The organism is Allorhizocola rhizosphaerae, from assembly GCF_003426775.1.
GTDB classification, from domain to species: Bacteria; Actinomycetota; Actinomycetes; order Mycobacteriales; family Micromonosporaceae; genus Allorhizocola; species Allorhizocola rhizosphaerae.
On the sequence record NZ_QJUG01000048.1, the window covers coordinates 19,101 to 45,586 of the forward strand.

Annotated in this window: 26 protein-coding genes; 17 read left to right on the forward strand and 9 right to left on the reverse strand. The window is 67.8% G+C overall.

Annotated features, from left to right (window positions below; translation table 11 throughout):
• Positions 1–4: 4 nt before the first annotated feature.
• From DM816_RS12740 to DM816_RS12760, 5 genes are all read right to left on the reverse strand, one after another.
• A complete protein-coding gene (locus DM816_RS12740; protein WP_117210422.1) occupies positions 5–805 on the reverse strand; it encodes an SDR family NAD(P)-dependent oxidoreductase in 801 nt (266 codons plus the stop codon).
• Positions 802–2,496, reverse strand: coding sequence for a CoA-transferase (locus tag DM816_RS12745; protein ID WP_211588671.1), 1,695 nt, complete (start codon positions 2,494–2,496; stop codon positions 802–804). Before DM816_RS12745 ends, DM816_RS12740 begins: the two co-directional genes overlap by 4 nt.
• Before the next feature lie 11 nt (positions 2,497–2,507).
• Positions 2,508–3,797 carry a beta-ketoacyl-[acyl-carrier-protein] synthase family protein gene (locus DM816_RS12750; RefSeq protein WP_117210423.1) on the reverse strand — a complete coding sequence of 430 codons (1,290 nt, stop codon included), beginning with the start codon at positions 3,795–3,797 and terminating at the stop codon, positions 2,508–2,510.
• 69 nt (positions 3,798–3,866) lie between these two features.
• Positions 3,867–5,369: a PHA/PHB synthase family protein gene (locus DM816_RS12755; protein WP_162907383.1), complete on the reverse strand. Its 1,503-nt coding sequence runs from the start codon at positions 5,367–5,369 to the stop codon at positions 3,867–3,869.
• Between the two features lie 215 nt (positions 5,370–5,584).
• Positions 5,585–6,403: an alpha/beta fold hydrolase gene (locus tag DM816_RS12760; protein WP_162907384.1), complete on the reverse strand. Its 819-nt coding sequence runs from the start codon at positions 6,401–6,403 to the stop codon at positions 5,585–5,587.
• A gap of 698 nt (positions 6,404–7,101) precedes the next feature.
• Here DM816_RS12760 and DM816_RS12765 point away from each other — a divergent pair.
• On the forward strand, positions 7,102–7,470 hold the full coding sequence (locus DM816_RS12765; protein ID WP_162907385.1) for a response regulator transcription factor: 369 nt from the start codon (positions 7,102–7,104) through the stop codon (positions 7,468–7,470).
• A 222-nt stretch (positions 7,471–7,692) separates the two neighbouring features.
• Here DM816_RS12765 and DM816_RS12770 read toward each other — a convergent pair whose 3' ends face one another.
• Genes DM816_RS12770 through rox form a run of 3 tightly spaced genes read right to left on the reverse strand, consistent with a single transcriptional unit; the run spans position 7,693 to position 10,767 of the window.
• Positions 7,693–8,052 carry a hypothetical protein gene (locus DM816_RS12770; protein ID WP_117210427.1) on the reverse strand — a complete coding sequence of 120 codons (360 nt, stop codon included), beginning with the start codon at positions 8,050–8,052 and terminating at the stop codon, positions 7,693–7,695.
• Positions 8,053–8,098: 46 nt separating this feature from the next.
• The gene (gene ligD / locus DM816_RS12775; protein ID WP_117210448.1) at positions 8,099–9,289 is read right to left on the reverse strand and encodes a non-homologous end-joining DNA ligase; all 1,191 of its coding nucleotides are present in this window, start codon (positions 9,287–9,289) and stop codon (positions 8,099–8,101) included.
• Positions 9,290–9,339: 50 nt separating this feature from the next.
• Complete coding sequence (gene rox / locus DM816_RS12780) at positions 9,340–10,767, reverse strand: rifampin monooxygenase (RefSeq protein ID WP_117210428.1); 1,428 nt, start codon at positions 10,765–10,767, stop codon at positions 9,340–9,342.
• 228 nt (positions 10,768–10,995) lie between these two features.
• On the opposite strand from rox, the gene DM816_RS12785 reads away from it, so the two are divergent.
• The 14 genes from DM816_RS12785 (at position 10,996) to DM816_RS12850 (ending at position 23,789) form a co-directional block, all read left to right on the forward strand.
• Complete coding sequence (locus tag DM816_RS12785; RefSeq protein ID WP_162907386.1) at positions 10,996–11,646, forward strand: hypothetical protein; 651 nt, start codon at positions 10,996–10,998, stop codon at positions 11,644–11,646.
• 157 nt (positions 11,647–11,803) lie between these two features.
• Complete coding sequence (locus tag DM816_RS12790; RefSeq protein WP_117210430.1) at positions 11,804–12,991, forward strand: amidohydrolase family protein; 1,188 nt, start codon at positions 11,804–11,806, stop codon at positions 12,989–12,991.
• A 36-nt stretch (positions 12,992–13,027) separates the two neighbouring features.
• Positions 13,028–13,417, forward strand: a complete 390-nt coding sequence (locus DM816_RS12795) for a hypothetical protein (protein ID WP_117210431.1) — start codon at positions 13,028–13,030, stop codon at positions 13,415–13,417.
• Positions 13,418–13,421: 4 nt separating this feature from the next.
• Positions 13,422–14,705, forward strand: a complete 1,284-nt coding sequence (locus tag DM816_RS12800; protein WP_170318809.1) for a glutathionylspermidine synthase family protein — start codon at positions 13,422–13,424, stop codon at positions 14,703–14,705.
• A gap of 10 nt (positions 14,706–14,715) precedes the next feature.
• Positions 14,716–15,645 carry a lactonase family protein gene (locus DM816_RS12805; protein ID WP_162907387.1) on the forward strand — a complete coding sequence of 310 codons (930 nt, stop codon included), beginning with the start codon at positions 14,716–14,718 and terminating at the stop codon, positions 15,643–15,645.
• Positions 15,646–15,648: 3 nt separating this feature from the next.
• Positions 15,649–16,692 carry a DNA polymerase IV gene (locus DM816_RS12810; RefSeq protein ID WP_117210434.1) on the forward strand — a complete coding sequence of 348 codons (1,044 nt, stop codon included), beginning with the start codon at positions 15,649–15,651 and terminating at the stop codon, positions 16,690–16,692.
• A 62-nt stretch (positions 16,693–16,754) separates the two neighbouring features.
• Positions 16,755–17,270, forward strand: coding sequence for an RNA polymerase sigma factor (locus tag DM816_RS12815; protein ID WP_117210435.1), 516 nt, complete (start codon positions 16,755–16,757; stop codon positions 17,268–17,270).
• The gene (locus tag DM816_RS12820; RefSeq protein WP_117210436.1) at positions 17,257–18,042 is read left to right on the forward strand and encodes a hypothetical protein; all 786 of its coding nucleotides are present in this window, start codon (positions 17,257–17,259) and stop codon (positions 18,040–18,042) included. The genes DM816_RS12815 and DM816_RS12820 overlap by 14 nt, the downstream gene beginning before the upstream one ends.
• Positions 18,043–18,056: 14 nt before the next feature.
• Complete coding sequence (locus DM816_RS12825; protein WP_117210437.1) at positions 18,057–18,818, forward strand: hypothetical protein; 762 nt, start codon at positions 18,057–18,059, stop codon at positions 18,816–18,818.
• Positions 18,819–18,822: 4 nt separating this feature from the next.
• Positions 18,823–19,428: a gamma carbonic anhydrase family protein gene (locus DM816_RS12830; protein WP_117210438.1), complete on the forward strand. Its 606-nt coding sequence runs from the start codon at positions 18,823–18,825 to the stop codon at positions 19,426–19,428.
• Positions 19,429–19,482: 54 nt separating this feature from the next.
• On the forward strand, positions 19,483–20,310 hold the full coding sequence (ddaH, locus tag DM816_RS12835) for a dimethylargininase (RefSeq protein WP_342768702.1): 828 nt from the start codon (positions 19,483–19,485) through the stop codon (positions 20,308–20,310).
• 97 nt (positions 20,311–20,407) lie between these two features.
• The gene (locus tag DM816_RS12840) at positions 20,408–20,881 is read left to right on the forward strand and encodes a MarR family winged helix-turn-helix transcriptional regulator (RefSeq protein WP_246001918.1); all 474 of its coding nucleotides are present in this window, start codon (positions 20,408–20,410) and stop codon (positions 20,879–20,881) included.
• Between the two features lie 40 nt (positions 20,882–20,921).
• The gene (locus DM816_RS12845; protein ID WP_246001919.1) at positions 20,922–22,367 is read left to right on the forward strand and encodes a DHA2 family efflux MFS transporter permease subunit; all 1,446 of its coding nucleotides are present in this window, start codon (positions 20,922–20,924) and stop codon (positions 22,365–22,367) included.
• A gap of 159 nt (positions 22,368–22,526) precedes the next feature.
• Positions 22,527–23,789, forward strand: a complete 1,263-nt coding sequence (locus DM816_RS12850; protein WP_117210440.1) for a zinc metalloprotease — start codon at positions 22,527–22,529, stop codon at positions 23,787–23,789.
• On the opposite strand, the gene DM816_RS12855 is transcribed toward DM816_RS12850, so the two are convergent.
• Complete coding sequence (locus DM816_RS12855) at positions 23,773–24,438, reverse strand: DNA alkylation repair protein (protein ID WP_117210441.1); 666 nt, start codon at positions 24,436–24,438, stop codon at positions 23,773–23,775. The genes DM816_RS12850 and DM816_RS12855 overlap by 17 nt on opposite strands.
• Positions 24,439–24,463: 25 nt before the next feature.
• On the opposite strand from DM816_RS12855, the gene DM816_RS12860 reads away from it, so the two are divergent.
• A complete protein-coding gene (locus tag DM816_RS12860) occupies positions 24,464–25,483 on the forward strand; it encodes an aminotransferase class V-fold PLP-dependent enzyme (protein WP_117210442.1) in 1,020 nt (339 codons plus the stop codon).
• On the forward strand, positions 25,470–26,072 hold the full coding sequence (locus DM816_RS12865; RefSeq protein WP_117210443.1) for an acVLRF1 family peptidyl-tRNA hydrolase: 603 nt from the start codon (positions 25,470–25,472) through the stop codon (positions 26,070–26,072). Before DM816_RS12860 ends, DM816_RS12865 begins: the two co-directional genes overlap by 14 nt.
• Positions 26,073–26,486 lie beyond the last annotated feature (414 nt).

The window sequence follows — 26,486 nt, forward strand, 5'->3', positions numbered from 1 at the left end:
TGCTTCACATCACTGGCGGTTGTGCGGTTGGCACGTGCGGGCCCGGGATGCCGGCGGGCAGGTATGGCGTCGGTGGAACTCCCGGCTGAATGGTCCAGATCGGCTCGTCGCCCGGTGCCCCGCAAAGGCGGTGCAGCACGGCGGCGGCCACCTCTGACGGTTGGAGCAAGGGATGGTCGCGTGCGGCGAGATGCTCGCGGAGGTCTCCGAGCAGCGGGGTGTCGGTGAAGGACGGGCAGAGCGCGCAGAGGTAGACGCCGTTTCGTGACAGCCTCCGGCTGGTTGCCCGGACGAGCCCGATCAACGCGGCCTTGGTCATCGTGTAAATCGGGTACCGCCCGTAACCGGTGATGCCCGCAAGCGACGACATCAGGGTGATCGCACCGCCGCCCGCGGCCAGCAGAGCGGGTACACAGGCGGCAAGCGAGAAGACGATGCTGTCCAGATTTGCGGCCACGACGGTTCGGTACTCGCTCAGGTTGAATTCCGTCAGATCGCGATCGTAGCTGCGGGCACCGACGCTGAGGTGGACCAGATCGAGCCGACCGTATCGCCGCTGCGCGGTTTCCACGGCCGCACGGCATGCCTCGATGCCGGTGAGATCTGCCACGAACGGTGTTCCGCCGATCTGGTCCGCGAGGCGTTCGATGGGGTCCTTGCGGCGACCACACACCAGCACGTTGGCCCCGGCTCGGCCGAGCCCGGCCGCCACCGCGCTGCCTATGCCGCCGGATGCGCCGGTGACCAGGGCCGTCTTTCCCGACAGCGGCGATGTCGCTCGATCCGGTGTGCCGGCGTGGTTCATCGGTAGATCCCTTCGGGATCGAACGAGGCGAGAATCGACCGTTCGTCTGCGGTGATGGCCGCCTGGCTCGTCACGTCTCGCCTCGGCGGTTCCCAGCAGGTGTGCGCCGCGACCAGGGTGGCCGGGGTCGCTGAACCCGGCATGCCGGCGTAGGAGGGAAGCCAGGCGGACAGGGTGAACAACTCATCGGGCCTCGCCCGGGTGAAGGTACCGAATTGGCTGTAGATGGCCTGGACCCGCCCGCCCGGAGTGGTGACGTGCGCGACTGCGGGTACGTACCGGGAACGGGTGGCCTTCGCCACGATGACGCAGTCCGATCGTGTTCCGACATCGTTTGCCCCGCCAGGACCGGTCAGCCATCGACCGTCGGGCAGGAAGGCGGTGTTGACCGCGCCTGTCGCGTCAACCTCGACCGCTCCGAGCACACCAAGATTGGTGTCCGGCGCCGAGCCGACCACATTGCCCAGAATCTGGTCGACTCCGGCGGTCATCGTGCTCCGGCTCGCATGAAGCTGGCTGAACAGAAACGGATCCCCCGGTTCCGGGGAGAATCCGAAGAAGCCCAGTTCGGCAAGCAGGTCGACGTGGATTCCTTGGCGGGAAAGGATTTCCTTGGCCGTCCACGCCGCCATGTGAGCGGCGCCGATCCCGGCCAGCAGGCTCCGGTATCCGCGTTCGCGCACAAGGTCGGCGATGCCGCGGGCAGCCAGGAGGATCGCCGTCTCATGGTCGGTACACGGGGTCTCGGTTCGGCCGGCCTGCGGGAGCGGCCGGCGTTGCGGCTTTCGCGCGAGGTTGCGCAACCGTTTCTGCCCGAGCCGACGCAGATATCCGGCGTGCCCGCCGGGCTCCTCGACCCAGCGCCGGTACCAGCCCTGTGCGGTCTCCGGGGAGCCGCACTCGCTGGCGGCATCGGCGAGGAACCGATAGTCATCCAGGTAGAAGTCCGGCAGGCCGGCCAGACGGTCACAGCGCAGAGACTGCGGGTGGCCGCCCCAGCGCGCCTCGCACAGTCCGATCACCTTGGCCCCGGGGATCGTCACGCGCTGCGGCATCGCCGCGACAACGTGGTCCGCGACGATGCGTTCCACGGTTGCGATGACCCCTTTGGAGGCGGCGTACGCGGCGTGAGGCCCTTCGCCGAAAGGCTTGCACATGACGATGTTTCCATGACGATCGGCGATCACGCCGTGGAGCAAGGTGACCTCGGGCCGCAACGCGGGCACGAGCAGTGAAGGTTGTTGTCCAGGTAGTCGCATGACTTCCGGCGGGGAGGGTCCCGTGGCAAGCGGCAGGTGGCTTCCCATGAGCGAGGTCGTCACGGCGTAGGGCAGTCCACTGGCCGCTGCGGCCAGCCGTTGCGTGTGGCTGAGCAACGACCAGATCTCGGCGTGGAACGGGACGCCCTCTTTCAGCCTGGCGTACAGGCGGCTGGGTCGAGGCGACGGGTAGGAATCGCCGAGAAAGCAGGTCGTGACGTGCTTGACCGCGCCGGAGAGCGCCAACGCGTGCGCGCTCGAATGGATCGAGGCGATGCTCACCATCAGGCTGCGCCTGCCGCCGAAGACCCGGCACATGGCATACAGGAGTGCGTTGGGCCGCCCGGTGGTCGTCGTGATGTGTACTCGCATGCCGTCTTCGATGAAGCGCCGAATCAAGTCATCGGGCTCATCGGCGATGATCGGATTCACGTCAATGCCCCCTAGCCGCGAGGTTGGTCATCGTCGGTTGCGGATAGGGCGACGGCGGACATCTGGCTGCCGAGCGCGTAGGACATCGACAATGCGAGATCAAACGAGGTCGCGCGGGAACCTTCGATCACATGGTCCACAGCGCAGGCCGGATCGGGGGCATCGCAGTTGATGGTCGGCGCCAGTGTCTGATGGTGGAGCATCAACGCCGTGCCGGCGACGTTGACCAGGCTGGCCGCACCCATCAGATGGCCGAAGATCGGCTTGACGGAACCGAGCGGAGGCCATCGCGACTCGGGAATTCCCTCGCACAGGATCATGAGCGCCCGGCTTTCAGCAAGATCATTAATTTGGGTGGCCGTTCCGTGCCCACAGACATAGCCGATTTCCGACGGCTTGCGGCCGATGTCGTGCAGGAGATCACGCATCAGTTGAGCCGCGGCGTTCCCCGACTTATCCATTGACGTGGGATGTTGAGCTTCGTTGCCGCTCCGCACGCCCAGGACGGCGGCGTATCCACGGCCTCCTCTGCTGCGCACCTGCGCCGCGCGCTCCAGGCACAGCGCCACCGCGCCCTCGCCGAGGACGAAGCCCTGCCTGTGGCGATCATAGGGCCTGACCGCCCGCGCCGGATCGTCACCCGATCTTGCGATCACCCCGTCGCCCGCGGCCGCCCATTCCCTGATCAGCCACGGCACCAATGGGAACTCATGGCCCACGACAAACACCGCGTCGGCGGTATCCGTTTGCAGGAGTCGCAGGGCGAGGTCCAAGGCATGGTTCCCGCTGACACAGGCGCTGCTGAACGTCGTGACCAGACCCCGGAAGCCGAACTGAATGGCCGCCATGGAGGCGGGCGCCCCGGGAAGACCGCGAAGCACCCGGCTGGCGCCCGGCCTCTGGGAAGACCGCGGAAGCGAAAAGAGCGACTGCCACCATTCCGCCGGTCCACGGGAAGACGCGGCCACCACGGCGACTCGATCCGGGCTTACGGCGCCGGGCGAAAGACCGGCATCCTGGCGCGCCTGCTGGATCGCAGCGATAACTACGAGCATCTCACGGCTGTGCTTCGCCGCCTTCTCCGGTTCCAGATCCGGCAGATAGCGCCGATAGCTCGCGTCATCGAGCTGGGCGGCGAAGGGGACTCCCGTTTCGTCCGGGTCGCAGCGTGTCAGCCAGCCGCATTGAGAGCGTCCCCGGTGCAACGCGTCCCAAGACTGTGCCACGCCATACGCTCCCGGAAGCATCATGCCCATTCCGCTGATCACTACACTGCGGCGGCCGGCTTGCGAACTGTCCATTTCGGACTCCCAACTGGCATGAGGGGCTCGATGTCGTGGCCGGCGCGAAAGCACGGCGGTCGTTCAGCGCTACCGGACGTAGCTGCCCGGTGCGGCTGCTCCCGGCGGGTAAAGGCCGCTACCGGTTGGCGGGGGCGTTCGGGTCACTCCAGCGCGCTTGGCCAACCATTCGGCCCAAGATTCCCACCACGACCCTTGCCTCCGCGCGGCTCGTGAACGCCATATCTCCGGATCCGCCGCCCGCACCAGCCCGTGATGGTGAAAGGCTTTGGGCGACGGCGGGCGGATGACGCCGGTGACGTGGCCGCCGGGCGTCAGCGCAAAATGCGCCTTGCCACCCAACAGTTTCGCTGTGCGATAGGCCGACTGCCACCCAATGAGGTGATCCCGGGCGGCGGCCACGGCGAACAGATCCTGCGTGACCCGCGACAGGTCCAGACGCCGGTGCGCAACGACCATCGCGCCACGTGCCAAGCGATTCTCCAGGCAAAGGTCACGAACGAAGTCGTTGTGCAGCGCGGCGGGGACTCCGATGTAGTCGGCGCTCCAGGCGAGAACGTCGAATGATGGCGGGGATTCGCCCATGAGCCAGCCCCGGGCAAGGTAGTTCCACACGAGATCGGTCGGTCGGAGCACGTCGAAAAGGTCGGCCAGGTAGCCGCCGTCCAGATAGCCGCGCTCATCGGCCAGCCGGGCGAAGCGGCGCATCAGTGCCTCGTCGCGGAAGGCGCCGAGGACCCCGAGATCGTCGAAGACGGCCGTGCTGTTGAGCAGGGTCAGGCAGCCGATGCGTTGCCGTCTGCCGTGTGCGAGCCAAGCCGCCAACATGAGAGCCAGGGTTCCGCCGTTGCAGGCGCCCATGAGGTTTGTCTTGCGCGATGCCGTGACATCCTCGACGACGTCCAATGCCCTGAGCAGTCCCTGATCGAGATAGTCGTTGAGCGACAGGTGACGCGACTCAGGGCCGGGATCCCGGTAGCTGATGGCGAAGACGGTGTGCCCGTGACGCACGGCCCACTCGATCAGGCTGCGCCCCGGCGCCAGATCGGCCACATAATACTTGTTAATCCATTGTGGACTGAACAGCAGAGGGATCTCGTAGACCTGCTCGGTCTGCGGATCGTATTGGATCAACTCCATGATCTGGTTGCGGTAGACCACCGTGCCGGGAGTCGCCGCAAGGTTATGCCCCAGCTCGAACGCCGAAGTGTCCACCTGCCGCGGGCGCCCGCGGTTCTGCACGATGTCGCCGCACAGGTTTCGCAACCCGTGAATCATCGAGATGCCATGTGTGGCCGATGCCCGGCGTAGGGCTTCTGGGTTGCCCAGAAGGAGGTTCGTCGGCGCCAACGCGTTGGACAACGTTCTCAGGGCGACGTCGGCGCGATGCCGTTGATGCCCGTGCAGTTCAGCCGCGTCCACGAGTTCCTTCAGGAGCGTGCACCAGGACAGGTAGCCGTTCCGGAGCAGATAGAAGTAGGGGTTCGTCTGCCATGCCGGATCGCTGAATCGTTCGTCTTCGGCTCCCGGATCGCCGGCCGGCTTGGGTTGTTCACCGTTGGCCAGTCGCACTGCGTTTCCTGCCGCGGCCTGGAGAGCGCGCAGGCATCGTTCGGTCGCCTCGGCGGTCCGGGGCCAATTGCGGCCCGCGCCGGTCAGCACCGGGCGCAATGATGAAAGAAGCCATGTCCCTCCCGCGAAGGCGGGTGGCAAGACGGTCCGAGGCCAACGCGACACCTTCTCGGCCAGCGTCGCGGTCCTCTCGTCGGCTACCGCCCGGGGATGCATCACACCGCTCCGGACGCCGCGCCGACCGGTTTCGCGTCGGCGAGTTCGTCGGCGGTCGGCTCCTCGTCGAGGAAGGGTGCGATGACTCGCAAGAACTCTTCTGCGGTGTCGACATGCGGGAGATGCCCGGAGAAGGGCAACAAGCGCCATTGCCCTCGCGGTAGGCGCCGTGCCGCGGCAGGTGCGTGCCACCACGGGACCAGCGTGTCGAGCAGTCCCCAGATCACCAAGGTGGGAACGTTCAATTCCTTCAAGCGCTCGTTCACCAGACACACCTGCCCGAACGGCCCGATGCACCTTTCGAAGGCGGCTCTTGTCATGTCCAATGTGCGTCGGCTCTTCCCCAGTCGCAGCTGGTAGGTCCACCAGGACGGCGGTATGCGCCACGGCTGGCGGGCCGTCGCGATGGCGAGTTCGACGGTCCTGACAAAACTGCCTCCCGGCAACAGGCTCGCGGCCACGACAAGACGGCCCAATGGTGTTGTCGCGGCAATGATCTGCATGAGCCGGACTTCACGTCCCAGGCCGGCGCTGCTGACAAGGATCAGCTTCGCCACCCGGCGCTGAGCGGCGAGTGCGGCGTGCACGGCGATCAAGCCTCCGAAGGAGTGACCCATCAGGATCGGCCTGTCGATCCCGAGAGCCGTCGCGAATGACCAAACGAACCGCCCAAGCGACTCAAGGGAAGAATCCGGCAACGCATCGGAGTTGCCGTAGCCTGGCAGGTCGGTCGATATCACCCGATGCCGGGCGGCCAGGGCAGGAATCACCGTGTTCCAATCGCGGCCGCTGCCACCATTGCCGTGGAGCAGCAGCATCGCCTCGCCCGCACCCGCCTCCAAGTACGACACGCGTCGCCCGTCTACCACGATCTGCCGATCGTGCGCACCGTATGGCGGTGGCCCCAGGTCCAGTCCCGTTTGCTCTCCCATTTCCGTCATCGCGACTCCTCCTCTGTCGTCGCTCACGGGCAGACCCTATGGCTCATGAGGTTCGGCGTTGTCCCTTTGCCAGGGCCAAGCTCGGCAACTCGGGCGACGGAGTTAACACGCCGATGTTGACTGCCCGCGGCCGGCATACCCGGCTTTCGGAATGAGCGTAACAAGAATGGACCGATCGTCCGATAAGAACATTGGCTTGGACCATACGGTTGATGAGGGTACGAATGGTGTTCATACGAAAGGCGCACAGCGCTTCGCCGCGGTTACGATATTGGAGCGTGCGGCGGGCACGGCTCAGACCTTTGATTGATACATGTAAATGACTCGCTCTCAGTGTTCCCCTTGAGCCACAAGGACACGACCGCGCCGGCCGCACGACAGGCCCCTCCAGCCGACCCTCGCGGGAGCCTTCACCACCTTTTGTGTGAGCCGGCAGCCGACCGAACTTGCGTACGATGTGACTACGTGTTAGCCAGGCGTATACGTAAGGTGTGCCCTCCCAGTTGTCTGAATCGCGCAGAGCAGGATTTGCGGGAGAAGGGCCAGACATGGCACCGGGTACGGAGCAAGCATCCATGAACGACGATGCCCACTTGGACGCCGTGCTGGACGCCCTCGATGCCATCGAGGCACAGATCCGTAGCCTGCGATCAATAATCGCGATGCGAAAGGAAGGCACCGCGGAAGGTGCAGCCCAACGCGCAGAGATGGCAGAGGCCACCGACAACAGATCAAGCCCGGCATCGGTCGTGACTCAACGACAATATGAGGTCATCACGCAGTTGAGCCGAGGGCTGTCCAATCGCCAGATCGCCCGCGCCCTGGGCATGTCGGAGGCGACGGTGAAGAGCCACCTCTACGCCGCCTATCGAAAGCTAGGCGTGTCGAGCCGCTCGGAAGCGATCCTGGAGTTGCTCAGGCGGGGATTCGGCGACATGATCTGATTGCCGACGAAGCCCAGCGATGACGAGGCTCGCGGCCGGAGGAACTTTTCGCGGGTTCGAGTAGTGCGTGCGCATAGCGGGCCGCCATGCTCGGCAACCGTCTGATGTCGACACGCCGGCAGCGCGGCGTGCCCGCCGGCCAAGATTACTCGGGGTTGCCACACCGCAAGATTGGTTCCTGTTGCTACATCCCAGAATGCGCAGTGGTGCGGGCGGGCGGCCTCACCTGAGATACACGGCGATCACGGCCGCCACGATGGCCAAACCGAAGCAGAACCAGCGCAGCCCGCGCCGGCCGCTGATCAACGACAGCACGGCGAGCAGCCCGGGACCGGCGATCATCGCCAGCGCCAGCCGCTGCTCCCACATCTGCTCGACCCGTGCGGCCTCGGCCTCCGCCTGGATCCTGGCCGCCGCCGCGTCTGGCTCCGCCGCCGTGCTGTAGCTCAGCGACCACTGATCGGTCCCGGCCGCGAACCATTGGGCGAACACGACCGACAGCAGCGCCAGCCAGATGGCCGCGGTCATGAGCATGAGGACGATCGCTGCCCGGTGGATGAAACCGAGCACCTTTCCCGGCATGCAGACATGCTAAGCGCAAAACGGCACGGATGATGTGCCCCGTTTGCTATGCGCTGTGTGTTCCCGGGTCCCACGGGTCGTAGTCGGCTTCGAGCTCCTCCTGCTCCGGGCGCTCTCCCTCCGGTACATGCTGCAAATTGATTCTTATCCGGTACCAGACGGAGCTTCGGCCGCGCATGCCGTCCACAAGGACGTCCGCCGGTTCGAGGTGGCGCCAAACGTTGGGATGCTTGGCCTTCCAGCGTTCGAGAGCCTCCATCGCCTCGGGTTTCGTCTTGGTCCGCGCCACCTCGATCAACGGCATCGTCACCTGCCGCGATCCCTTGCCCCTGGGCGGTTTCTCGGCCGGCCCGAGCCGTTCGGCCAACTCCAGCAACGGTTCCAGCCCACCGGGCGACGACTCGATGCCCGCCCACGGATCGCCGATCTGCGCGAAACGCTGCTGCACCGTGGTCAGGGTGAACTGCTCGGGACGGCAGTCGGGCACTTCCTCCCAGGACAGCGGCGTGGACACGCGCGCATCCGGCGTCGGGCGCACCGAATAGGCCGAGGCGACCGTGCGATCCTTGGCGTTCTGGTTGAAGTCCACGAACACGCCCTGGCGCTCCTCCTTCCACCAGCGGCTCGTCGCAAGCTCGGGAGCGCGGTTCTCGACCTCGCGCGCCACGATCTCGGCGGCCAGGCGCACGTCGCGATAGGACCATCGCGGCTCGATGCGCGTGTAAATGTGGAAGCCGCGCGAGCCTGACGTCTTGGGCCAGGCGGTCAGGCCGTGGTCCTCCAGCACACCCTTGGCCACGAGGGCCACCTCGACGATCTGCTTCCAGTCGACGCCCGGCACGGGGTCCAGGTCGATGCGCAGCTCATCGGGGCGGTCGAGGTCCTCGGCGCGCACCGGATGCGGGTTGAGGTCGATGCAGCCCAGGTTGATCACATAGGCCAGCGCGGCCGCGTCGCGGACCACGACCTCCTCGGCGCTCGTGCCGCGCGCGTAGCGCAGTTCGGCCACCTCGATCCAGTCGGGCCGCTTGGCGGGCGCGCGCTTCTGGAAGAACGCCTCCTCGTCGATGCCCTTGACAAACCGCTTCAGGATCATCGGACGGCCCGCCACACCGCGCAGCGCCCCCTGCGCGACCGCGAGATAGTAGTTGATCAGATCCTGCTTGGTGTGCCCGCCGCGCGGGAAGATCAGTTTGTCCGGGTTCGTGATCCTTACCTGGCGCCCCTCGATCTCCATGTGCCCACCATAATCCCGCGAGCGCCGCACCATCGCCGCACGAACCGAGCTCAGCCGGCGGCGGCACCGAACCACCGTGGCAGCCGGTCCAGCAGCTCCCACTGATCGTCACCGGCCCAGGCAACGTGGCCGTCCGGCCGCAGCAGCACGGCGGGGACGTCCAGCTCCTCGCTGACGTCGACCAGGTGGTCGACCCGGTCTGCCCAGCCCGCGACGGAAAGCCGGCCGGTCTGGTCGAGCAGCAGCCCGCGACCGGCGTGCATCCGCTCGTAGAGGCGGCCGCGCTTGAGCCGCATGTCGCGCAGCCGCCGGCCGAGCAGGTCGTGCCCCTCGCCGAAGTCGTAGCGGACCGAGATCGCGGTGATCTTCTCGGTCAGGTACCGGTTCACTTCATCGAAGTCCATCAGCTCCGCCACCAACCGGCGCACCGCCTGGGCACCCGGGTCGAGGGACAGCAGATGCATCTGCGCGCGGGTGTTGTCGAGCACGGAGGCGGCCACCGGGTGCCGCTCGGTGTGATAGCTGTCCAGCAGCCCAGCCGGCGCCCACCCGTTGACCTCGGCGGCCAGTTTCCAGCCCAGGTTGAACGCGTCCTGGATGCCGAGGTTGAGGCCCTGCCCGCCGGTCGGCGGGTGGATGTGCGCCGCGTCGCCGGCCAGCAGCACCCGGCCGACCCGGTAGCGCTCGGCCTGCCGGGTGGCGTCGCCGAAGCGGGAAAGCCAACGCGGCGAGTGCACGCCGAAGTCGGTCCCGGCGGTGGCCCGCAGTTGCTGTTTGAACTCCTCGAAGGTGGGCGGAACCGTGCGGTCCTCGGCCACCCCTTCGGCGGGCACGACAACGCGGTATGCCCCATCCCCGAGCGGCATGGTGCCGAATCGCAGCTGGGTCTTGCGGATCTCGGCATTCGCGGCGGTCAGCGTCTCCGGCGACACGGCCACCTCCATCTCGCCCAGCAGCGTCTCGACCGTGGAGGGCTCGCCGGGGAAGCCGACGCCGAGCAGCTTGCGCACCGTGCTGCGGCCGCCGTCGCAACCGACGAGATAGCGGGCGCGCGACTGCGTGCCGTCGGCCAGCTCGACAGTCACGCCGTGGTCGTCCTGGCTCAGCCCGACCAGCTCGCAGCCACGCCGGATCTCCGCGCCCACCTCGACGGCGTGCTCGGCCAGCAGGCGATCGGTGATGGTCTGCGGGATGCTCAGGACGTAGGGATGCGCGGTGTCCAGCCGGTCCGGCTGCGGCTTGCTGATGCCGGCGAAGAACCCACCGAGCGGGAACTGCCGGCCGTGCGCGAGGAACCGGTCCAGCAGACCACGCTGGTCCATCACCTCGGCGCTGCGGGCGTGCAGGCCGAGCGAGCGGACCACCTTGGTCGGCTCCGTCTCCTTCTCCAGCACGAGCACGCGCACCCCGTGCAGCCGCAACTCGCCGGCCAGCATGACACCGGTCGGCCCGCCGCCGGCAACGATCACGTCGAACATGAAACCCCCCACTGCTTTTCGGCCACCTGATTTCGGCAGGTTTTGGCTCGGTTCGGCAATTCTGCGCGACGACCCGGGTCTTGCCGCAAGGCCCCCATTGCGGTATACGTTAAGAGTGGCAGGGAGTTATCAAACTCCTTGCCTTTGTCTTTGTCGTCCGCAGTGGACGGAGATCTTTCCGGATGACCTCCCGGTCCTCGGTCTCCATATGCCCGCCATAATCTGGTCGTGGGGAACTCAGCGATGTATCCGGTGCTGCGCACCAAGCGGTTGGATGAGGCGTATGCGCTGGCGCGCGACCTCATCAGCCACGCGGTCACGGTGCAGGAGGTCGACGCGTTGGCCGTAACCGGGGTCGATGGCCTGCACCGGTATGAGCCGCTGCGCGCCCTCGCCGAGGTCAAGTTTCACACGTCGCTGGAGGTGCCCGAGTCCCAGGCCGAGGAGGTGCTACAGCGGCTCGAAGGCCACGTGAACGAGGATCAGGTGCACCGCTTCGACTGGGGCGAGTATTGCGTCTGGGATCTGGACCCCGCCGCCGCTGCCCCACTGTCCGGTGTAGACGGTCTCATCGTGCGTGTGGACGCCGACGAAGCCCCGGATCTTCTTATGGAACAACCGTTTCTGCACGCGGTCGCCGAAACCGATGTCGCTCAGCTCTACTGGTCGGTGGTCTGGCCCGAGGTGCCGGAGCGCGACCTGCGGCCGATCCCCAAATACGACGGAGTCGAAATCCTCGTCCATACGCCGAGCCTGTTCAGTGAAGTGTGGTGCGACACGCACAGCGTTTGGGTGCACTGTCGCAGCGACGAGCGAGCGCACTGGGCCGCCGAGCGCGTGGGCAAGACGGTGCTCGGCCAGGCGCGAGGCGGCCGTTGACCGATCGCGGGGTCGCCTGGCCGGGGTGCGCAGGCGACCGCTTCGCGAGCCCGCCTACCTCCGTCAGGCAGCGAGCGCTAACCTGAACGGCGTCCAGCGACGATTCCGCGCGACAAGGGGAAAGTCATGCCGCACGCTACCGCCCGCGGGTCCGTCCATGACGCATGAGCTCGTCATCAAGGGCGGCGACGTCGTCCACATTGGACGCTGCGACATAGGTGTGACGCGTGGGCGGATCGCCGAGCTGGGCCAGGGGCTCGCGGGCCGCGAAGTCGTTGACGTGCAGGGAAAACTCGTGACGCCCGGGCTGGTCGACCTGCACACGCACGTGTTCGACAAGGCGACCTACTGGGGCATCGACGCCGGCGCGGTCGCGTGGTACACGGGCGTGACGACATGGGTGGACGCGGGATCAGCGGGCGCATACACGTTCGACGCCATGCCACCGCGCGTGCCGGCGTTTCTCAACATCTCGGCGGTCGGCCTGACCGCGCCGGCCGGCGAGTCCCGCGACCTTTCCCACTGCGACGTCGAGCTCGCGATCGCGACCGCGCTGGCGCACCCGGGTCGCATCGTCGGCATCAAGGTGCGCATGGACCGGCACAACGCGTCCGGCCTGGAACCGTTGCGCCGGGCCATTCATGTAGGCGAGGCGTGCGGGCTGCCGGTGATGGTCCACATTGGAGCGCCTCCGCCCTCGGTCGGCGACATCGTGCCGCTGCTGCGGCCGGGCGACATCATCACGCACTGCGCCAGCGGGCAGCCGGCCGACCCCGGTGCGCTCACGGAGGCGTACCGGAAAGGGGTCATCTTCGACCTCGGCCACGGCGCAGGCAGCTTCGCCTTTCACGTCTTGGAGGCGCAGCTGGAGGCGGGCATGCCGCCGCACACGGTGTCGAGCGACCTGCACGCGCGCTGCCTCTACGGCCCGGTGTTCGATCTGCCAACCACGATGGCCAAGATGCTGGCGGTCGGCATGCCGCTGGCGGAGGTCATCGATGCCACGACGGTCCGGCCGGCGTCGGTGGTGGGCCTGGACCGGGGCACGCTCACCGTGGGTGCGCCGGCCGATATCGCCGTGTTCACCTTGCAGGAAGGGCGATTCCCACTGTCCGATGTGCACGGACAGATCCGCGTGGCGCCCATGCGCCTGCGCAACGAGATGACGTTTGTCGATGGGAGGCTGCTGCCACCCCGGCTGCCGTCGGCGCCGCCGCGCTGGATCCCGCTGTCCGCCGCGCAACGCGACGCGCTCGCGCAGCGGGAGCGGGCCGTGCGCGACCTGCTGACCACCCCGCTCGTGGGCGCGGAAGGGCTCGACGAGCAGTTCCCGCGCGCGAGGTGAGGCCCTCGCTTGCCGACATGTGGCACAGTCGGATAGATGACCGGCCGAAGACTGAGAACCCGGAGCATCGCGCTCAGCGCGACGTTCGCGACCATCGTGGCGGGCGCGGCGGCCGCTTGCTCCGCCGGCTCCGACGAGCCCGACGACTCCAACACTTTCTACTGCGTTGACGACCAGTCGGTCATCGTGCACGAGAGCAACTGCGACGACGACCGGGACAACCGGCACTACATCGCCTATGGAGCGCTTCCGGTCGGGCTGCTCATCGGGCACCGGCTGGCCAGCGGCTGGCGTTTCCCGGCTCGCGATGCCGCCGCCCGCGCCTCGTGGGGTCTGCCACCGACCGGGCGCATCACCAACGGTACCGTCAAAACCGGCATCATCGGCACGACCGGCTCCTCCATCTCCTCCGGAAGCGGAAGCTGACCCGGTGCGCAGGCTCAACGGCGCCGCCCGCGCCGGATGGAAGGAGACCAACAGCTCGCTCGGCCTGGTCTACGACGGCGAGTCGTACTGGTCCGAGGGGCCCTACTACGAGTTCGGGCTCGACGAGATCCTGCTGCTGGAGGAGGCGGCCGCCCGGCTGCAGCGCATGTGCGTCGCCGCCGGTGATCACATCGCCGCCCGCTGCCCCCGCTCCGACGCCGGGCTGCGCGCCAGCGCCTATCTCGACTCGGTGTGCCATCCCGCCTCGTGCCTGCTGAGCCGGATCGGCGTGCCGGAGCACGCCCATGAGCAGGTGATCCGCACCTGGCACGACGCGAGCGAAACCGCGTGGGGCACCGACTTCTCGCCGAACATCTACGGCCGCTTCGACATCTGGTACGCCGGCGCGGGCACGACGCCCAAACTCTTGGAGTACAACGCGCAGACGCCCACCTCCCTGCTCGAAGCCGCGGTCGTACAGTGGCAGTGGCAGGAGCAGACGCGCCAGGCGTTCCACCCGGACAAGCAGTGGACCAGCATCCACGAGCGGCTCATCGACGCGTGGCGGCGCAATCTCGCGCTCCTGGCGCAGGCGCGCCCGCACCTCGGCCCGGCACCCACGATTCACTTCGCCTACGACGACCGGGAGCAGACCGGCGAGGACCTGGTGACGGTCGGCTATCTCATGGACACCGCGCAGCAGGCGGGCTTCCCGACCCGGCTGATCCCGATCCGCGAGGTGGGTCTCGATATGGCCGATGGCCGTTTTCACCATGCGGGCCAACACATCGACGTCATTTTCATCCTGTACCCCTGGGAGTGGCTGTGGTTCGAGGAGGGCGGCAAGCAGGTCTTCCTGGACTTGGCCGACCCGTCGCGGCGCGGCACGGTGTGGATCGAGCCGCCGTGGACGGCCGCGCTGTGGTCCAACAAGGCGCTGCTTCCGGTGCTGTGGGAGCTGTTCCCGGGCGACGACCTGCTCCTGCCCGCCTACTTCGAGAGCACCCGGCCCGCGGCGATGACCTCCTACGCCCGCAAGCCCATATGGTCGCGCGAGGGCGCCAACATCGAGCTCGTCCGCGTGGGCGAGACCATCGCCCGCAACTCCGGCCACTACGGCGACGGTGCTTTCATCTATCAGGAACTGCGTGAGCTACCCTCCTTTGACGGGCATCACCCCGTGCTGGGCGTGTGGATGATCGACGGTGAGCCGGCCGGCATGGGCATCCGCGAGGGCGGGCTCATCACCCGCAACGACTCGCGCTTCGTGCCGCACGTGATCGGGTAACATCCCGAACGTGAGCGTTTATGTCGGTTCATACGGCTTGAATATCCTCAGGTTCGACCGCGATCCCTCGACCGGCATGCTCACCGGCGGTGAGGCCGTCGCGCAGCTGCCCAACGCCTCGTGGCTGGAGTGGCATCGGGACACCCTCTATGCGGTGTCGGAGACCTCGACCGGTTCGGTGGCCGCGTTCAAGGACGGGGTCGTGCCGCTGGGCCAGCAGCCGTCGCACGGCGGCGCGCCGTGCCACCTGGCGATCGACCCGAGCGGAAGCCACCTGCTGGTCGCCAACTATGGCGGCGGCAGCATCGCGGTGCTGCCGATCGAGCCCGACGGATCGCTCGCGCCCGCCAGCGACGCGGTGCGGCTGCCCGCGGGCGCGCACGCGCATCAGGTGGTCTTCGACCGGGGCGCGGTGTTCGTCCCCGACCTGGGCCACGACGCCATCAATCAGTACACATTGGACGATGGCCGGCTCACCCAGACCGGTGCCATGCGGGCGCCGCAGGGCTGCGGTCCCCGGCACCTGGTCATCGATGGCGACGGCTATCGCTTCGTCGCCGCCGAGCTGGGCTCGCTGCTGCTGGTCTTCGACCCCGACAACAACCTCGCGGCCAACCGTGGAGCCACCGTTTCGCACAGGGGCGAAAACCACCCCAGCGGTCTGACCTTCTCCCCTGACCGGCGCTTTATCTACCTCGCCAACCGTGGGCCCAACTGTGTGAGCGTGTTCGCCGTCGACGGCCCCGAGGTGACCCCGGTCGAGGACGTCCCGTGCGGCGGGGACTGGCCGCGCGACATCACCTTCATCGATGACATGCTCTATGTGGCCAATCAGCGCTCGGGCGACATCGCGATTTTCACGGTCGACCCGGCCACCGGCATCCCGGCACAGATCGGTCTGGTGAACACGCCCGATCCCGCTCGCGTATTGGCACAATGAGTCGTGACCGCCGCCTGGGTTCTGCATATCGATCTCGACCAGTTCCTCGCCGCCGTCGAGGTGCTGCGCCATCCCGAGCTCAAGGGGCTCCCGGTGGTCATCGGTGGTGACGGCGACCCGACCAAGCGCGGCGTGGTCAGCACCGCCTCATACGAGGCGCGCGAGCTCGGCGTGCACTCCGGCCAGCCGCTGCGCACCGCGGCCAAGCGCGCTCCCGACGCCATCTTCCTGCCCGTCGACAAGGACACCTACGAGGAGGTTTCCGAGCGCGTGATGGCGACCCTGCGCACCATCGAGGGTTCCGTCGTCGAGGTGCTCGGCTGGGACGAGGCCTTCATGGGCATCACCACCGACGATCCCGAGGCCGTGGCCCGCGAGATCGCGCGCCGCGTCAAGGAGCGGACCGAGCTCGACTGCAGCGTCGGGATTGGACAAAACAAGCTCCAGGCGAAGATAGCCACCGGCTTCGGCAAGCCCGCCGGGGTCTACCGCATCACCAACGACACCTGGTACCCCTTGCTCGGCGATCGCCCGACCGAGGCGCTGTGGGGCATCGGTTCGAAGACCGCCAAAAAGCTTGCCAATCTTGGTTTTCATACGGTACGAGAGCTCGCCGCCGCCGACCCGAAGGTGGTGGCCGCGGAGCTCGGCCCGACCACGGGCCCGTTCATGGTGCTGCTCGCGCGGGGCCGGGGCTCGGCGGAGGTCACCGATTCGCCGTGGATCGCGCGCTCGCGCAGCCGCGAGACCACATATCAGAACAACCTCACGGAGTGGAGCGAGGTCCGCGCCGAGATCCTGCGGCTGGCCGCGCTGGTGTCCGAGGACGTCCGGGCCGAGCAGCGCCCCGCCGTGCGGGTGGTGGTCAAGATCCGCTATGCGCCCTTCATCACCAAGACGCACGGTGAAGCCCTCGACGAGCCCACCGCCGAACCGGCCACGATCGCGGCCGCCGCGCTGACCGCGCTCGACTGGTTCACCGAGCGCCGGCCGGTACGCCTGCTCGGCGTGCGTGCGGAGTTCCCTGAAGTCGAAGAAGATCGATGAAATGCGGCATGCCGGGTGGACATGTGTGGGGTAGCTGATCCCCACGCGAGAGGAGCCATCCGTTGGCACGCGACGCCCCACCGGCTGAACGGTTCGAATCCCTTTACCGCAATTGCTACGACGACCTGTTGGGCTATGCGCTGCGGCGCACCGGCCGGCCCGAGTTGGCCGCGGACGTCGTGGCCGACACGTTCCTGATCGCGTGGCGGCGCATCGACGACATCCCGCTCGAACAGGGCCGGCTATGGCTGTTCGGGGTGGCCCGCAAGGTGATGGCCAACCATCACCGGGCGGCACGCCGTGGCGCCGACCTGGCCGCGCGGCTGCGCCACGAGCTGGCTGGCGTCGAAGTGGTCGCGCCCGAGACGCCCGCCGGGATCGGCGAGGCGTTCCGGAGCCTGCCCGAGGACGACCAGGAACTGTTGCGGCTGACGGCGTGGGAGGGGTTGAGCGCGGACGAGTTGGCCGTGACACTCGACTGCTCGCCCAACGCCGCGCGCATCCGCCTTCACCGAGCCCGGCGCAGGTTCGCACGGGCACTCGACGAGCATTTGGAGCACACCGATGAACGACGTTGACGAGCTGGTTCGCCGGCTGGAACCGACCTTTCGCGTGCCGCCGCCCTCGGCCGGACGCGAGGCGCTGTTGCACGCCATTGTGGGATCGTCCACTGCCGACAAGCGGCGGGTTCCGTGGTTCCGGCGGTTCGCCGTGCTGATCCCGGTGACCGGGGCGATCGCCGCGCTCGTGTTCGGGCTCGTGGCGATCCTGCCGGGCACCACCCCGGCCGCGCAGGCACTCGAAATCATTCAGCGCGACGGATACCTGGAGGTACGCATCCTGGACGCGGTGGCCGATCCGCAGCGCTACCGCGACGAGTTCGCCAAGCACGGGCTCAACATCGAGCTCACCCTGGCCCCGGCCGGCGCCGAGCAGGTGGGCCGCCTCATCTTCGAGGACCTGGGCGCCCCGGGCATCGAGACCATCGAGGCGCCCGGCGACTGCACCGCCAACGGCAACTGCTCGGTGGGCATGCGGATCCCGGTGAACTACGCGTCCTACGCGCGGTTCGTCTTCGGGCGCACGCCGCTTCCGGGCGAGTCGGTGGCGGGCGACGCGCCCGTGCTGACCGACGACGAGGAGCGGTGGCTGCGCTCCTTGGTGGGCAAGCGGGTGTCCGAGATGCGGGAGATTCTCGCGAGCCAGGGCTGGACACCCGACTACCGCGTGGGGCTCGAAAATCGCCGGGCGGGGGCCTCCGAGGTACCGGATGACTGGTTTGTCACCGACATCGAGCCGCTGCACGGCAAGGTGGCCGTCGTGTGGGTCGATGCCCGGCCCACCCGGTAGGGCATCATGAACACGTGGCGAAAGGGCTGGAGCAGATAGGCGACGAGCTGTACGCGATGGACCCGCAGGGGTTCATCGCGGCTCGCGACGAGGCCGCCGACGAGGCGAAGGCGCGGGGCGACGCGCTGCTCGCCAAGCAGATAGCCAAGCTGCGCAAGCCGACCGTGGCCGCGTGGGTGGTGAACCTGTTGGCGCTCAAGCGTCCGCAGGCCGTCGGCGATCTGATGGAGCTCGCCGAGCTGATGCGCGAGGCGCAGCGCACGCTCAAGGGCGACGATCTGCGCAAGCTGGCCGGCCAGCGCCGGACCGTCATCCGCTCGCTGGTCGACCAGGCGCAGAAGCTGTCCGGCCTGAGTGCGTCGAAGCTGCCGCTCAGCGATGTCGAGGGCACGCTGACCGCCGCCCTGGCCGACGAGGATATCGCCGAGCTGGTGCGCACGGGCCGGCTCACCAAGACCGTGTCCTACGCCGGGTTCGGTGAACTGCCGCTCTCGGATGCGGTGCCGACCCCTCCGGCTCCGTCCAAGGAGAAGGAGAGGGAACGCGAGGCCGCTCGCAAGGCGCTGGAGAAGGCGCAGGCCGAGCTGGAGGAGGCCGAGGCCGCCGAGCAGGAGGCCGCCCAGCGCGTCGCCGGCATCGAGGCGCAGATCGACGAGCTGGAGCAGCAGCGCGTCGAGGCGCGCAACAGCCTGCAAGAGCTTCGCAAGGCGCACAAGGAGGCCCAGCGCGCGCTCACCGCGGCCAACCGCCGGGCCACACAGGCCGGATTGGAATAGGCGAATGCTGTTCACCCACGCCGGCAAGAGCCCGCAGATCGACCCCACCGCATGGGTCGCGCCCGATGCGACGGTGTGCGGCGATGTCGTGATTGGACCGGACGCGCGGGTGATGCACGGCGCCCGCGTCATCGGCGAGGCGGGCGGGTCGATCCGCATCGGCGCACGCACCATCGTGATGGAAAACGCGGTGATCCGGGGAAGCGCGCGGCACGCATGCGCGATCGGTGACCACTGCATCATCGGCCCCAACGCTCACGTGACCGGCGCGACCCTGGACGACCAGGTGTTCATCGCCACGGGCGCGGCGGTGTTCCATGGGGCACGGCTCGGCAAGGGCTCAGAAGTCCGGGTGCACGCGACTGTCCACTTGCGAACCGTGCTCGCGTCCGGCACGACCGTCCCCATTGGATGGGTGGCCGTTGGCGAACCGGCGGTGCTCCTGCCGCCCGACAAGCACGAGCAGATCTGGACCGTGCAGGAACCGTTGAACTTCCCCGGTTTTGTGTATGGCGTGGAACGCGGCACACCCGACGCGATGGTTGAGATAACCTCACGACTCGCCGAGGCATTGGGTGCGCACGCAACAGATCAACGGTCGGAAGCCTGAAGACACAACGGATCGCACGCGACACGCAACGAATGCTCCTGCGCCGCAACGGCTGTGACGCATACGTTGTGTGCCGTGACACTTCGTACCTATCTCATGTGCCCGCCCGAGCACTTCGCCGTGGAATACAGCATCAACGCCTGGATGGACCCGAGCACGCCGGTCGACGCCGAGCTCGCGGTCAAGCAGTGGACAACCTTACGCGAGGCGCTGGCCGCCGCCGGGCACACGGTGCATCTGCTCACGCCGCAGCCGGGCCTGCCGGACATGGTTTACGCGGCCAACGGCGCGGTCTCGGTGGACGGGGTCGTCTACGGCGCGCGCTTCCGGTACCCCCAGCGCGCCCCGGAAGCACAGTTGCACCGGGATTTCTACTACCGTCTGGGTTGGACGTTCGTCGAACCGGCCGAAATCAACGAAGGCGAGGGCGACTTCGCGTTCGTCCGCGGGATGCTCCTCGCCGGGCACGGCTTCCGCACGGCTCCCGCCGCGCACGCCGAGGCGCAGGAGGCACTGGGCCGGCCGGTCATCTCGCTGCGGCTGGTCGATCCGCGCTTCTATCACCTCGACACGGCGCTCGCCACGCTCACCGACGACACCATCGTGTACTTCCCCGGCGCGTTCTCCGAGCCGTCGCAGCGCGTGCTGCGCCAACTGTTCCCGGATGCGATGATCGCCGACGAGACCGACGCGGTGGCCTTCGGGCTCAACCTGGTCAGCGATGGGCGCAACGCGTTCCTCAACGCCGAGGCCACCGGCTTGGCCGCCAAGCTGGCCGCGGCCGGATTCCACCCGGTGCCGCTGGACCTGTCCGAGCTGAAGAAGGGCGGGGGCAGCGTCAAGTGCTGCATCGCCGAGCTGCGGGGTCCGCGCGCGATCTGACTCCTCTTGTCACGCTCGGAGCAGCGGCTTGATCGCGCGGACTTCGTCCGTTCGGCAAATAGTTTCGTTCGAGACTAGTTTTGTTACGCTGGTTGACGTGACCGACTTGATGATGCTCTTGCACGTCGCGAGCCACGTGCTGGAGACGGAGCTGGCCGCCCGCCTCGCGGCGCTGGGCATCACGCCGCGGGAAAACTGCGTCCTGAGCCGGGCCGTGGGGGGCGAGCTGACGCAGAGCGAGCTGGCCGCCGCGTGCAACCTCGACAAGACCACGATGGTCGTGACGATCGACACACTCGAAAAGGCGGGCCTGGCGGAGCGCAGATTGTCCACCAGAGATCGACGCGCGCGGATCATCGCGGTCACCGACAAGGGTGCCGAGATGGTCGCCAAGACGGCGCAGATAGTGCAAGACATCTATGACGATGTGCTGTCCACGCTGGCCGGGCGCGAGCGGGAGGCCTTTCTCGGTGCGCTGACCAAGCTGGCCGAGGGCCGGCTGTCCACCCCGGCGGCCTGCGAGAAGCCGCCCAGGCGGCGCGCGGTGAGAGCTCCGCAACTCGTTCAATAAAGAATAGTCCCGAACAAAACCATCTGGTACGGTCGCGTTTGTGAAAGACAAACGCTGGATCGCACTGATCGTTCTCTGCGCCGGGATGCTGATGATCGTCCTGGACCAGACCATCGTGAACGTAGCGCTCCCCGCCATCCAGGAAGACCTCGGCTTCACCCAGGCCGGGCTGGCGTGGGTGATCAACGCTTATCTCATCGCCTTCGGCGGCCTGCTGCTCCTTGCGGGCCGGCTCGGTGATCTGATCGGGCGCAAGCGCATTTTCCTCATCGGCCTGACCACCTTCACCCTCGCCTCGCTGCTGTGCGGTGCCGCCGGCAGCCCTGAAATGCTTATCTTCGCCCGCTTCCTGCAGGGGGTCGGCGGGGCGATGTCGACCGCGGTGATCCTCGGCATGATCGTGACCATGTTTCCGAAGCCGGCCGAGCAGGCCCGTGCGATCGGCGTGTTCAGTTTCGTCGCCGCGGCCGGCGCCTCGATCGGCCTGCTCGCGGGAGGCTTGCTGACCCAGGCGCTCAGCTGGAACTGGATCTTCCTGGTAAATCTGCCGATCGGCATCGCGGCGCTGGTGTTCGCGGTCCGGCTGCTCGAAAACGACCGCGGGGTGGGCCTGCGCCAGGGTGCCGACGTGCTCGGCGCGCTGCTCGTGACCTCCTCGCTCATGCTCGGCGTCTACACGATCGTGAAGGCAGAGCACTACGGCTGGGTCTCCGCGCACACGCTGGGCCTGGGCGCGGTGTCCATCGCGTTGCTGGTGGGCTTCCTGGTGCGGCAGGTCAAGGCGGCCAACCCGCTGCTGCCGCTGCGCATCTTCAAGTCCCGCAACGTGTCCGGCGCCAACGTGGTGCAGATCCTGATGATCGCGGGCATGTTCGGCATGTTCTTCCTGGGCACGCTCTACATGCAATACGTGCTCGGATACGACGCGTTGCAGATCGGGCTGGCGTTCCTGCCTGTCGCCGTCGCCATCGGGGGTCTGTCGGTGGGCCTGTCGGCCCGGCTGATCGAGCGGTTCGGGCCACGGCCGGTGCTGCTGACCGGGCTGACTCTGATCCTCATCGGACTTGTCCTGTTCACTCAGGTGCCGGTCGACGGCGACTATCTGACCGACATGTTCCCGTCGATGCTCCTGATGGGCGTCGGGCTGGGCGTGTCGTTCCCGACCCTGATGGGGCTGGCCATGTCCGGCGCGACCGAGCAGGACGCGGGCCTGGCCTCGGGTCTGGTCAACACCACCGCGCAGGTGGGCGGCGCGCTGGGCCTCGCGGTCCTGGCCACCCTGTCCACCGGGCGCACGGCCACCCTCATCGGCGAGGGTGTCGCCCAGAACAGCGCGCTCACGAGCGGCTTCACGCTGGCGTTCGGGATCGGTGCGGTGCTCGTGCTGATCGCGATCGTGCTCGCCGCCACGGTCATCAAACCCGTTGCGGCGCAGGCGGAAACGGCCGATGAGCCGGAGCGTGAGCTCGCCTACGCAACTGAGTAGTGGACCGCCCGAGGCGGCATCCCGACGAAACTGATGCGATTGGGGGCGCATTGCGGTAGTTTCACCGCTGTGCGCCCCCTCCTCGCTGTGCGCCCCTTTTCCGCCGCGCGCCGCCGCCCCGCTGTGCGCTCTCTTCTCGCTCTGCGTTCCTTCCCCGCTGTGGGCCCCCTCCTCGCCGTGCGGCCGCTGTTCGCCGCGCTCCTCGCGGTCGGCGCCATCGTTGTCGTCTGGCCCGCCGAGGCCGAGGCGGCCGTGACGAAACGCCTGGCGATCGTGATGATCCAAAATGGAGACACGGATGGGGAGCGGGCACAGCTGGCCGACCCGGGCTACATCGCGGGCGTGTTCTTCGGGCCCGGCAACTCGCTGCGGACGTGGATGGGCGCGGTGACCCACGGCCAGCTGAGCTACGTGCCCGCCGGGATCGGCATCTATCAGGTCCAGCCCAATGACGAGTTGCGCAACGGCGACCGGTCACGCTGCCACGCCGACGCCGCCAAGGACACGGCCGAGGACTTCATGGCCACGACCGGGGTGTCGTGGGATGCGCTCGCGGTCGTGTTCGACACCGGCAGCTGCCCGTGGGCCGGGCTCGGCCAGATGCCGGGGCGCGTCACGTGGTACCCGCCGAGGCCCTCACTGTCGGCCATCGTCCATGAGATGGGCCACAACCAGGGCTATCCGCACCAGCCCAAGAAGGACTGCGCCGGCGGGTCGATGGCCGCCTGCAGACCAAGCGGATACAGCGGCAACACCCCGATGGGCTCGGGCGGGGCCGGCCGCGGCTACTCGTCGGTGGAGCTGTTGCACTCCCAGTGGATCGAGCGCACGCTGGCCTCCAAACCGGGCACGTTCAGCCTCAAACCGCTCTATTCCACGGGCGGCGGCACGCGCGCGCTCGAATACCGCACGGGCGGCCCGCTGAGCTACGTCATCGAGCTGCGCGCGGCAGTGTCCGGTGTGGACAGTTCCATCCGCACGCCCGGTGTGCGGGTCTATGCGGTCACCGGCGGCGACTACAAGAACGCCTACATGGTCAACCCGACCCCGGCCGGGAGCACGATCACGGATACCGCCAACAAGATAACCATCAAGGTGAAGTCGGCGACCTCCAGCGGCGCGACCGTCGCGATCGAGGCCATCGGCGCGGGCCAGGCGTCATCGAAGACGTCGGCGAACCCGGCTGCGAGCTCGACGCCGGAGGAGCCGACACCGTCGGCCGACGCCGGCGAGCCGCCGGACGAAGACGATTTCCTCCCCAACCTCGCCGATGCGCCGCAGGTGCCGAAGCGCTCGTTCGGCTGGGTGTATGTCGTTGCGGGGATTGGGTTTGCCCTCGCCTCGTTCGGGATGTGGTATGGCAAGCCTAGGAAGGGACGCCATCGCGCGCCGGGGCCGGTGGGGTTCAGCCGACGTTCTTGAGGGCTTCCTTTTTGGACAGTGGGGACAGCGTGCCTTCGTTGGCCTTGACGAAGGCACGCACCGCCTCCGGCTGGACCCACGCGTACTGCCGCAGCGCCCACCCGATCGCCTTGCGGATGAAGAAGTCGGGGTGGTCGGCGCGCTCCAGACAGTACCGGAACAGCCGCTCGGGGTCGGTCGACTCCTTGTAGCCCAGCTGATGCAGCAGTGCGGTGCGCGCGATCCACATGTTGTCGTCCCGGATCCACTCGTCCATGACGTTCACGAGCGACGGATGGCGTGCGACAAGCGGGCCTACCGTGTGCGCGGCGAGCGTGTCGACCGTGTCCCACCACGATTTGGTGACGATCAGGTGCCGCGCGGTCCCGATGAACGACTCGTCGCACGACTTGACGCCGCGCCGCAGCAGCGCGCACGCCGCGTACTGATATTCGCGCTCGGGCAGGTTCCACAACGCGAGCACGGTCGCCTTCAGGTCAGTGGGTGAAACCCCGCGCAGGAGCACCTTCAACTGCGGGCTCGGGATGCCGAGGAACGGGAACTGGTCACGCATGTAGGCACGCATGGCCACGGCCCGCTGCGGGTCGGCGGCCGCCGTGAAGCGTTCCCGGAGAAGGTCCACTACGTGCGGATTGGCTCCCAAGGTCATCGGCTCAGCCTGCCATACTGGATTAATGGATCATCTGTGGACCGCCCGGCCCGGGTGGCTCAACACCGCGAGCTACGGCCTGCCGCCGGACAGCGCGTGGGAGGCCCTGCAGGCGGCGCTCGCCGACTGGCGGGAGGGGCGCACGAGCTGGGAAGGCTGGGACTCCTCGGTCACGCGGGCGCGTTCGGCGTACTCGAAGATAATCAATGTCAATGAATCGGATGTCGCGGTCGGCGCGCAGGTGTCGCAGTTGCTGTCGCCAGTGGCTGCCGCCGTCCCCGATGGCGCGACCGTGCTGGTGCCCGACATCGAGTTCACCTCCAACGTGTTCCCGTGGGCGGTGCACGCCGATCGCGGCGTCGTGGTCCGGACCGCGCCGGTGGAGAAGTTCGCCGAGCACATCGATGAGAGCGTTGACGTGGTGGCGTTTTCGCTCGTGCAGTCGGCGACCGGTCAGGTGGCGGACTATGCGGGCATCGTCGAGGCGGCGCGCGCCCACAACGCGTGGGTGGTAGTCGACGCGACCCAGGCCACGGGCTGGCTGCCGTACGACGGCTCGCTCGCCGACGCGGTCGTGGTCGGGGCCTACAAATGGCTGATGTCCCCGCGCGGCACGGGCTTCATCTATCTGCGTCCGGAGTTGCGCGAGCGGATGCGCCCGCTGGCCGCGGGGTGGTATGCGGGCGACCACGTGCACGAGTCGTACTACGGCCTCCCGCTGCGCCTGGCGCACGACGCCCGCGCGTTCGACCTCTCCCCCGCCTGGCATGCGTGGGTCGGCACGGCGGCGGCCCTCGACGTGGTCGAAAGCATTGGCGTGCAAGCGATTCATCACCACAATCTGGCTCTGGCCAATCGCTTCCTCACCGGGCTCGGGCAACCGCCGGGCGACAGCGCGATCGTCACGGTGGAGGTGCCCGATGCCAAGCGCAAGCTTGATGAAGCGGGCATCCACGCGGCCGTGCGGGCGGGGCGCGTGCGGGCCTCGTTCCACCTCTACAACACTGAGTCCGATGTGGACGCTGCACTAGATGCGCTGGGTTGACATCTCGCCCCACCGGCTCGCGGGCTGGCTTGACGGCTTTTACCAGCGCCACGACGGGGCCACCGAGGAGGGCCTGCTGCTGCGGGCGGCCAACGGCGACACGGCCCTGCTGTTCCCGCCGCCCGGTTCGCCGACCGTGACCACGGTCGACCAGCTGCTGGCCTCGCTCAAGCTGGAGAAGAGGCTCGGTCTGCTGCTGGCGCGGCGGGGCGCCTGCGCCGTGGGCGTCAGCGTCGGCGGCAAGCTCGAAGCGTCCAAGGTGGAGCGCTTCTACCAGCAAGGACGCACTGCGGCGGGCGGGTGGTCGCAGCAGCGCTTCGCCCGCAGGCGGGCCAACCAGACCGAGGCGGGCGTGCGGGAGGCCGCCGAAATCGCGGCCCGCGTGCTGCTGCCCGCGGCCGGTGACATGGACGCGTTCGTGTGTGGGGGCGACCGCGGGATCATCGAGCAGATCCTGGCCGACCCGCGCCTGGCGCCCCTGTTGGCCAAGCGCTATGAGCGGGTCTATGAGGTGCCGGAGCCGCGGCACGCCGTGCTCCTCCAGGCGGTCGCGGATGCCGCCAAGGTCCGCATCAGGCTTGAGCCTTAACCCGGTCCTTACTGTCGCCTGACATTCTGTTTAGCGCGTGCAATGCGTGCAACGGGGTCGGTGGTGGCGCGTGGCATGGCGCGCCACCGCTGTCACGCCCGCTTAGGAAACGCCTCCAGAAAGCGCCTTCAGAAGCACGCCCTCCCAAAAAGCGCCCCCAGAAAGCGCGTTAGAAGCACGCCCTCCCAGAACACGCCCTCCCAGAGAGCGCCTCCAGAACACGTCGCCCAGAAGGGCGCCGCTTGGAGAGGTGCCGTCACGCCAGCCTGGTGGTCCGATTTATCCCCTCAGTCGCCCGCATCACGGCCGAGTCATCCGAATTGTCCCGCGCCAGCGCACGCGCCGCGTAGTAGCAGGCGAGCGCCCGGTCGAAGTCACCATCCCGCACATGCCCGTCGCCGATGTCGAGCAGCG

Bases quoted from the DNA above. Each gene is read 5' to 3' on its own strand.
- DM816_RS12740 (WP_117210422.1), bottom strand. From the start codon at position 805: ATGAACCACGCCGGCACACCGGATCGAGCGACATCGCCGCTGTCGGGA.
- DM816_RS12750 (WP_117210423.1), bottom strand. From the start codon at position 3,797: ATGGACAGTTCGCAAGCCGGCCGCCGCAGTGTAGTGATCAGCGGAATG.
- DM816_RS12760 (WP_162907384.1), bottom strand. From the start codon at position 6,403: ATGCTGCTGCTCCACGGCAATGGTGGCAGCGGCCGCGATTGGAACACG.
- DM816_RS12765 (WP_162907385.1), top strand. From the start codon at position 7,102: ATGAACGACGATGCCCACTTGGACGCCGTGCTGGACGCCCTCGATGCC.
- DM816_RS12770 (WP_117210427.1), bottom strand. From the start codon at position 8,052: ATGCCGGGAAAGGTGCTCGGTTTCATCCACCGGGCAGCGATCGTCCTC.
- ligD (WP_117210448.1), bottom strand. From the start codon at position 9,289: ATGGAGATCGAGGGGCGCCAGGTAAGGATCACGAACCCGGACAAACTG.
- rox (WP_117210428.1), bottom strand. From the start codon at position 10,767: ATGTTCGACGTGATCGTTGCCGGCGGCGGGCCGACCGGTGTCATGCTG.
- DM816_RS12790 (WP_117210430.1), top strand. From the start codon at position 11,804: ATGACGCATGAGCTCGTCATCAAGGGCGGCGACGTCGTCCACATTGGA.
- DM816_RS12795 (WP_117210431.1), top strand. From the start codon at position 13,028: ATGACCGGCCGAAGACTGAGAACCCGGAGCATCGCGCTCAGCGCGACG.
- DM816_RS12820 (WP_117210436.1), top strand. From the start codon at position 17,257: ATGAACGACGTTGACGAGCTGGTTCGCCGGCTGGAACCGACCTTTCGC.
- DM816_RS12830 (WP_117210438.1), top strand. From the start codon at position 18,823: ATGCTGTTCACCCACGCCGGCAAGAGCCCGCAGATCGACCCCACCGCA.
- DM816_RS12855 (WP_117210441.1), bottom strand. From the start codon at position 24,438: ATGACCTTGGGAGCCAATCCGCACGTAGTGGACCTTCTCCGGGAACGC.
- DM816_RS12860 (WP_117210442.1), top strand. From the start codon at position 24,464: ATGGATCATCTGTGGACCGCCCGGCCCGGGTGGCTCAACACCGCGAGC.
- DM816_RS12865 (WP_117210443.1), top strand. From the start codon at position 25,470: ATGCGCTGGGTTGACATCTCGCCCCACCGGCTCGCGGGCTGGCTTGAC.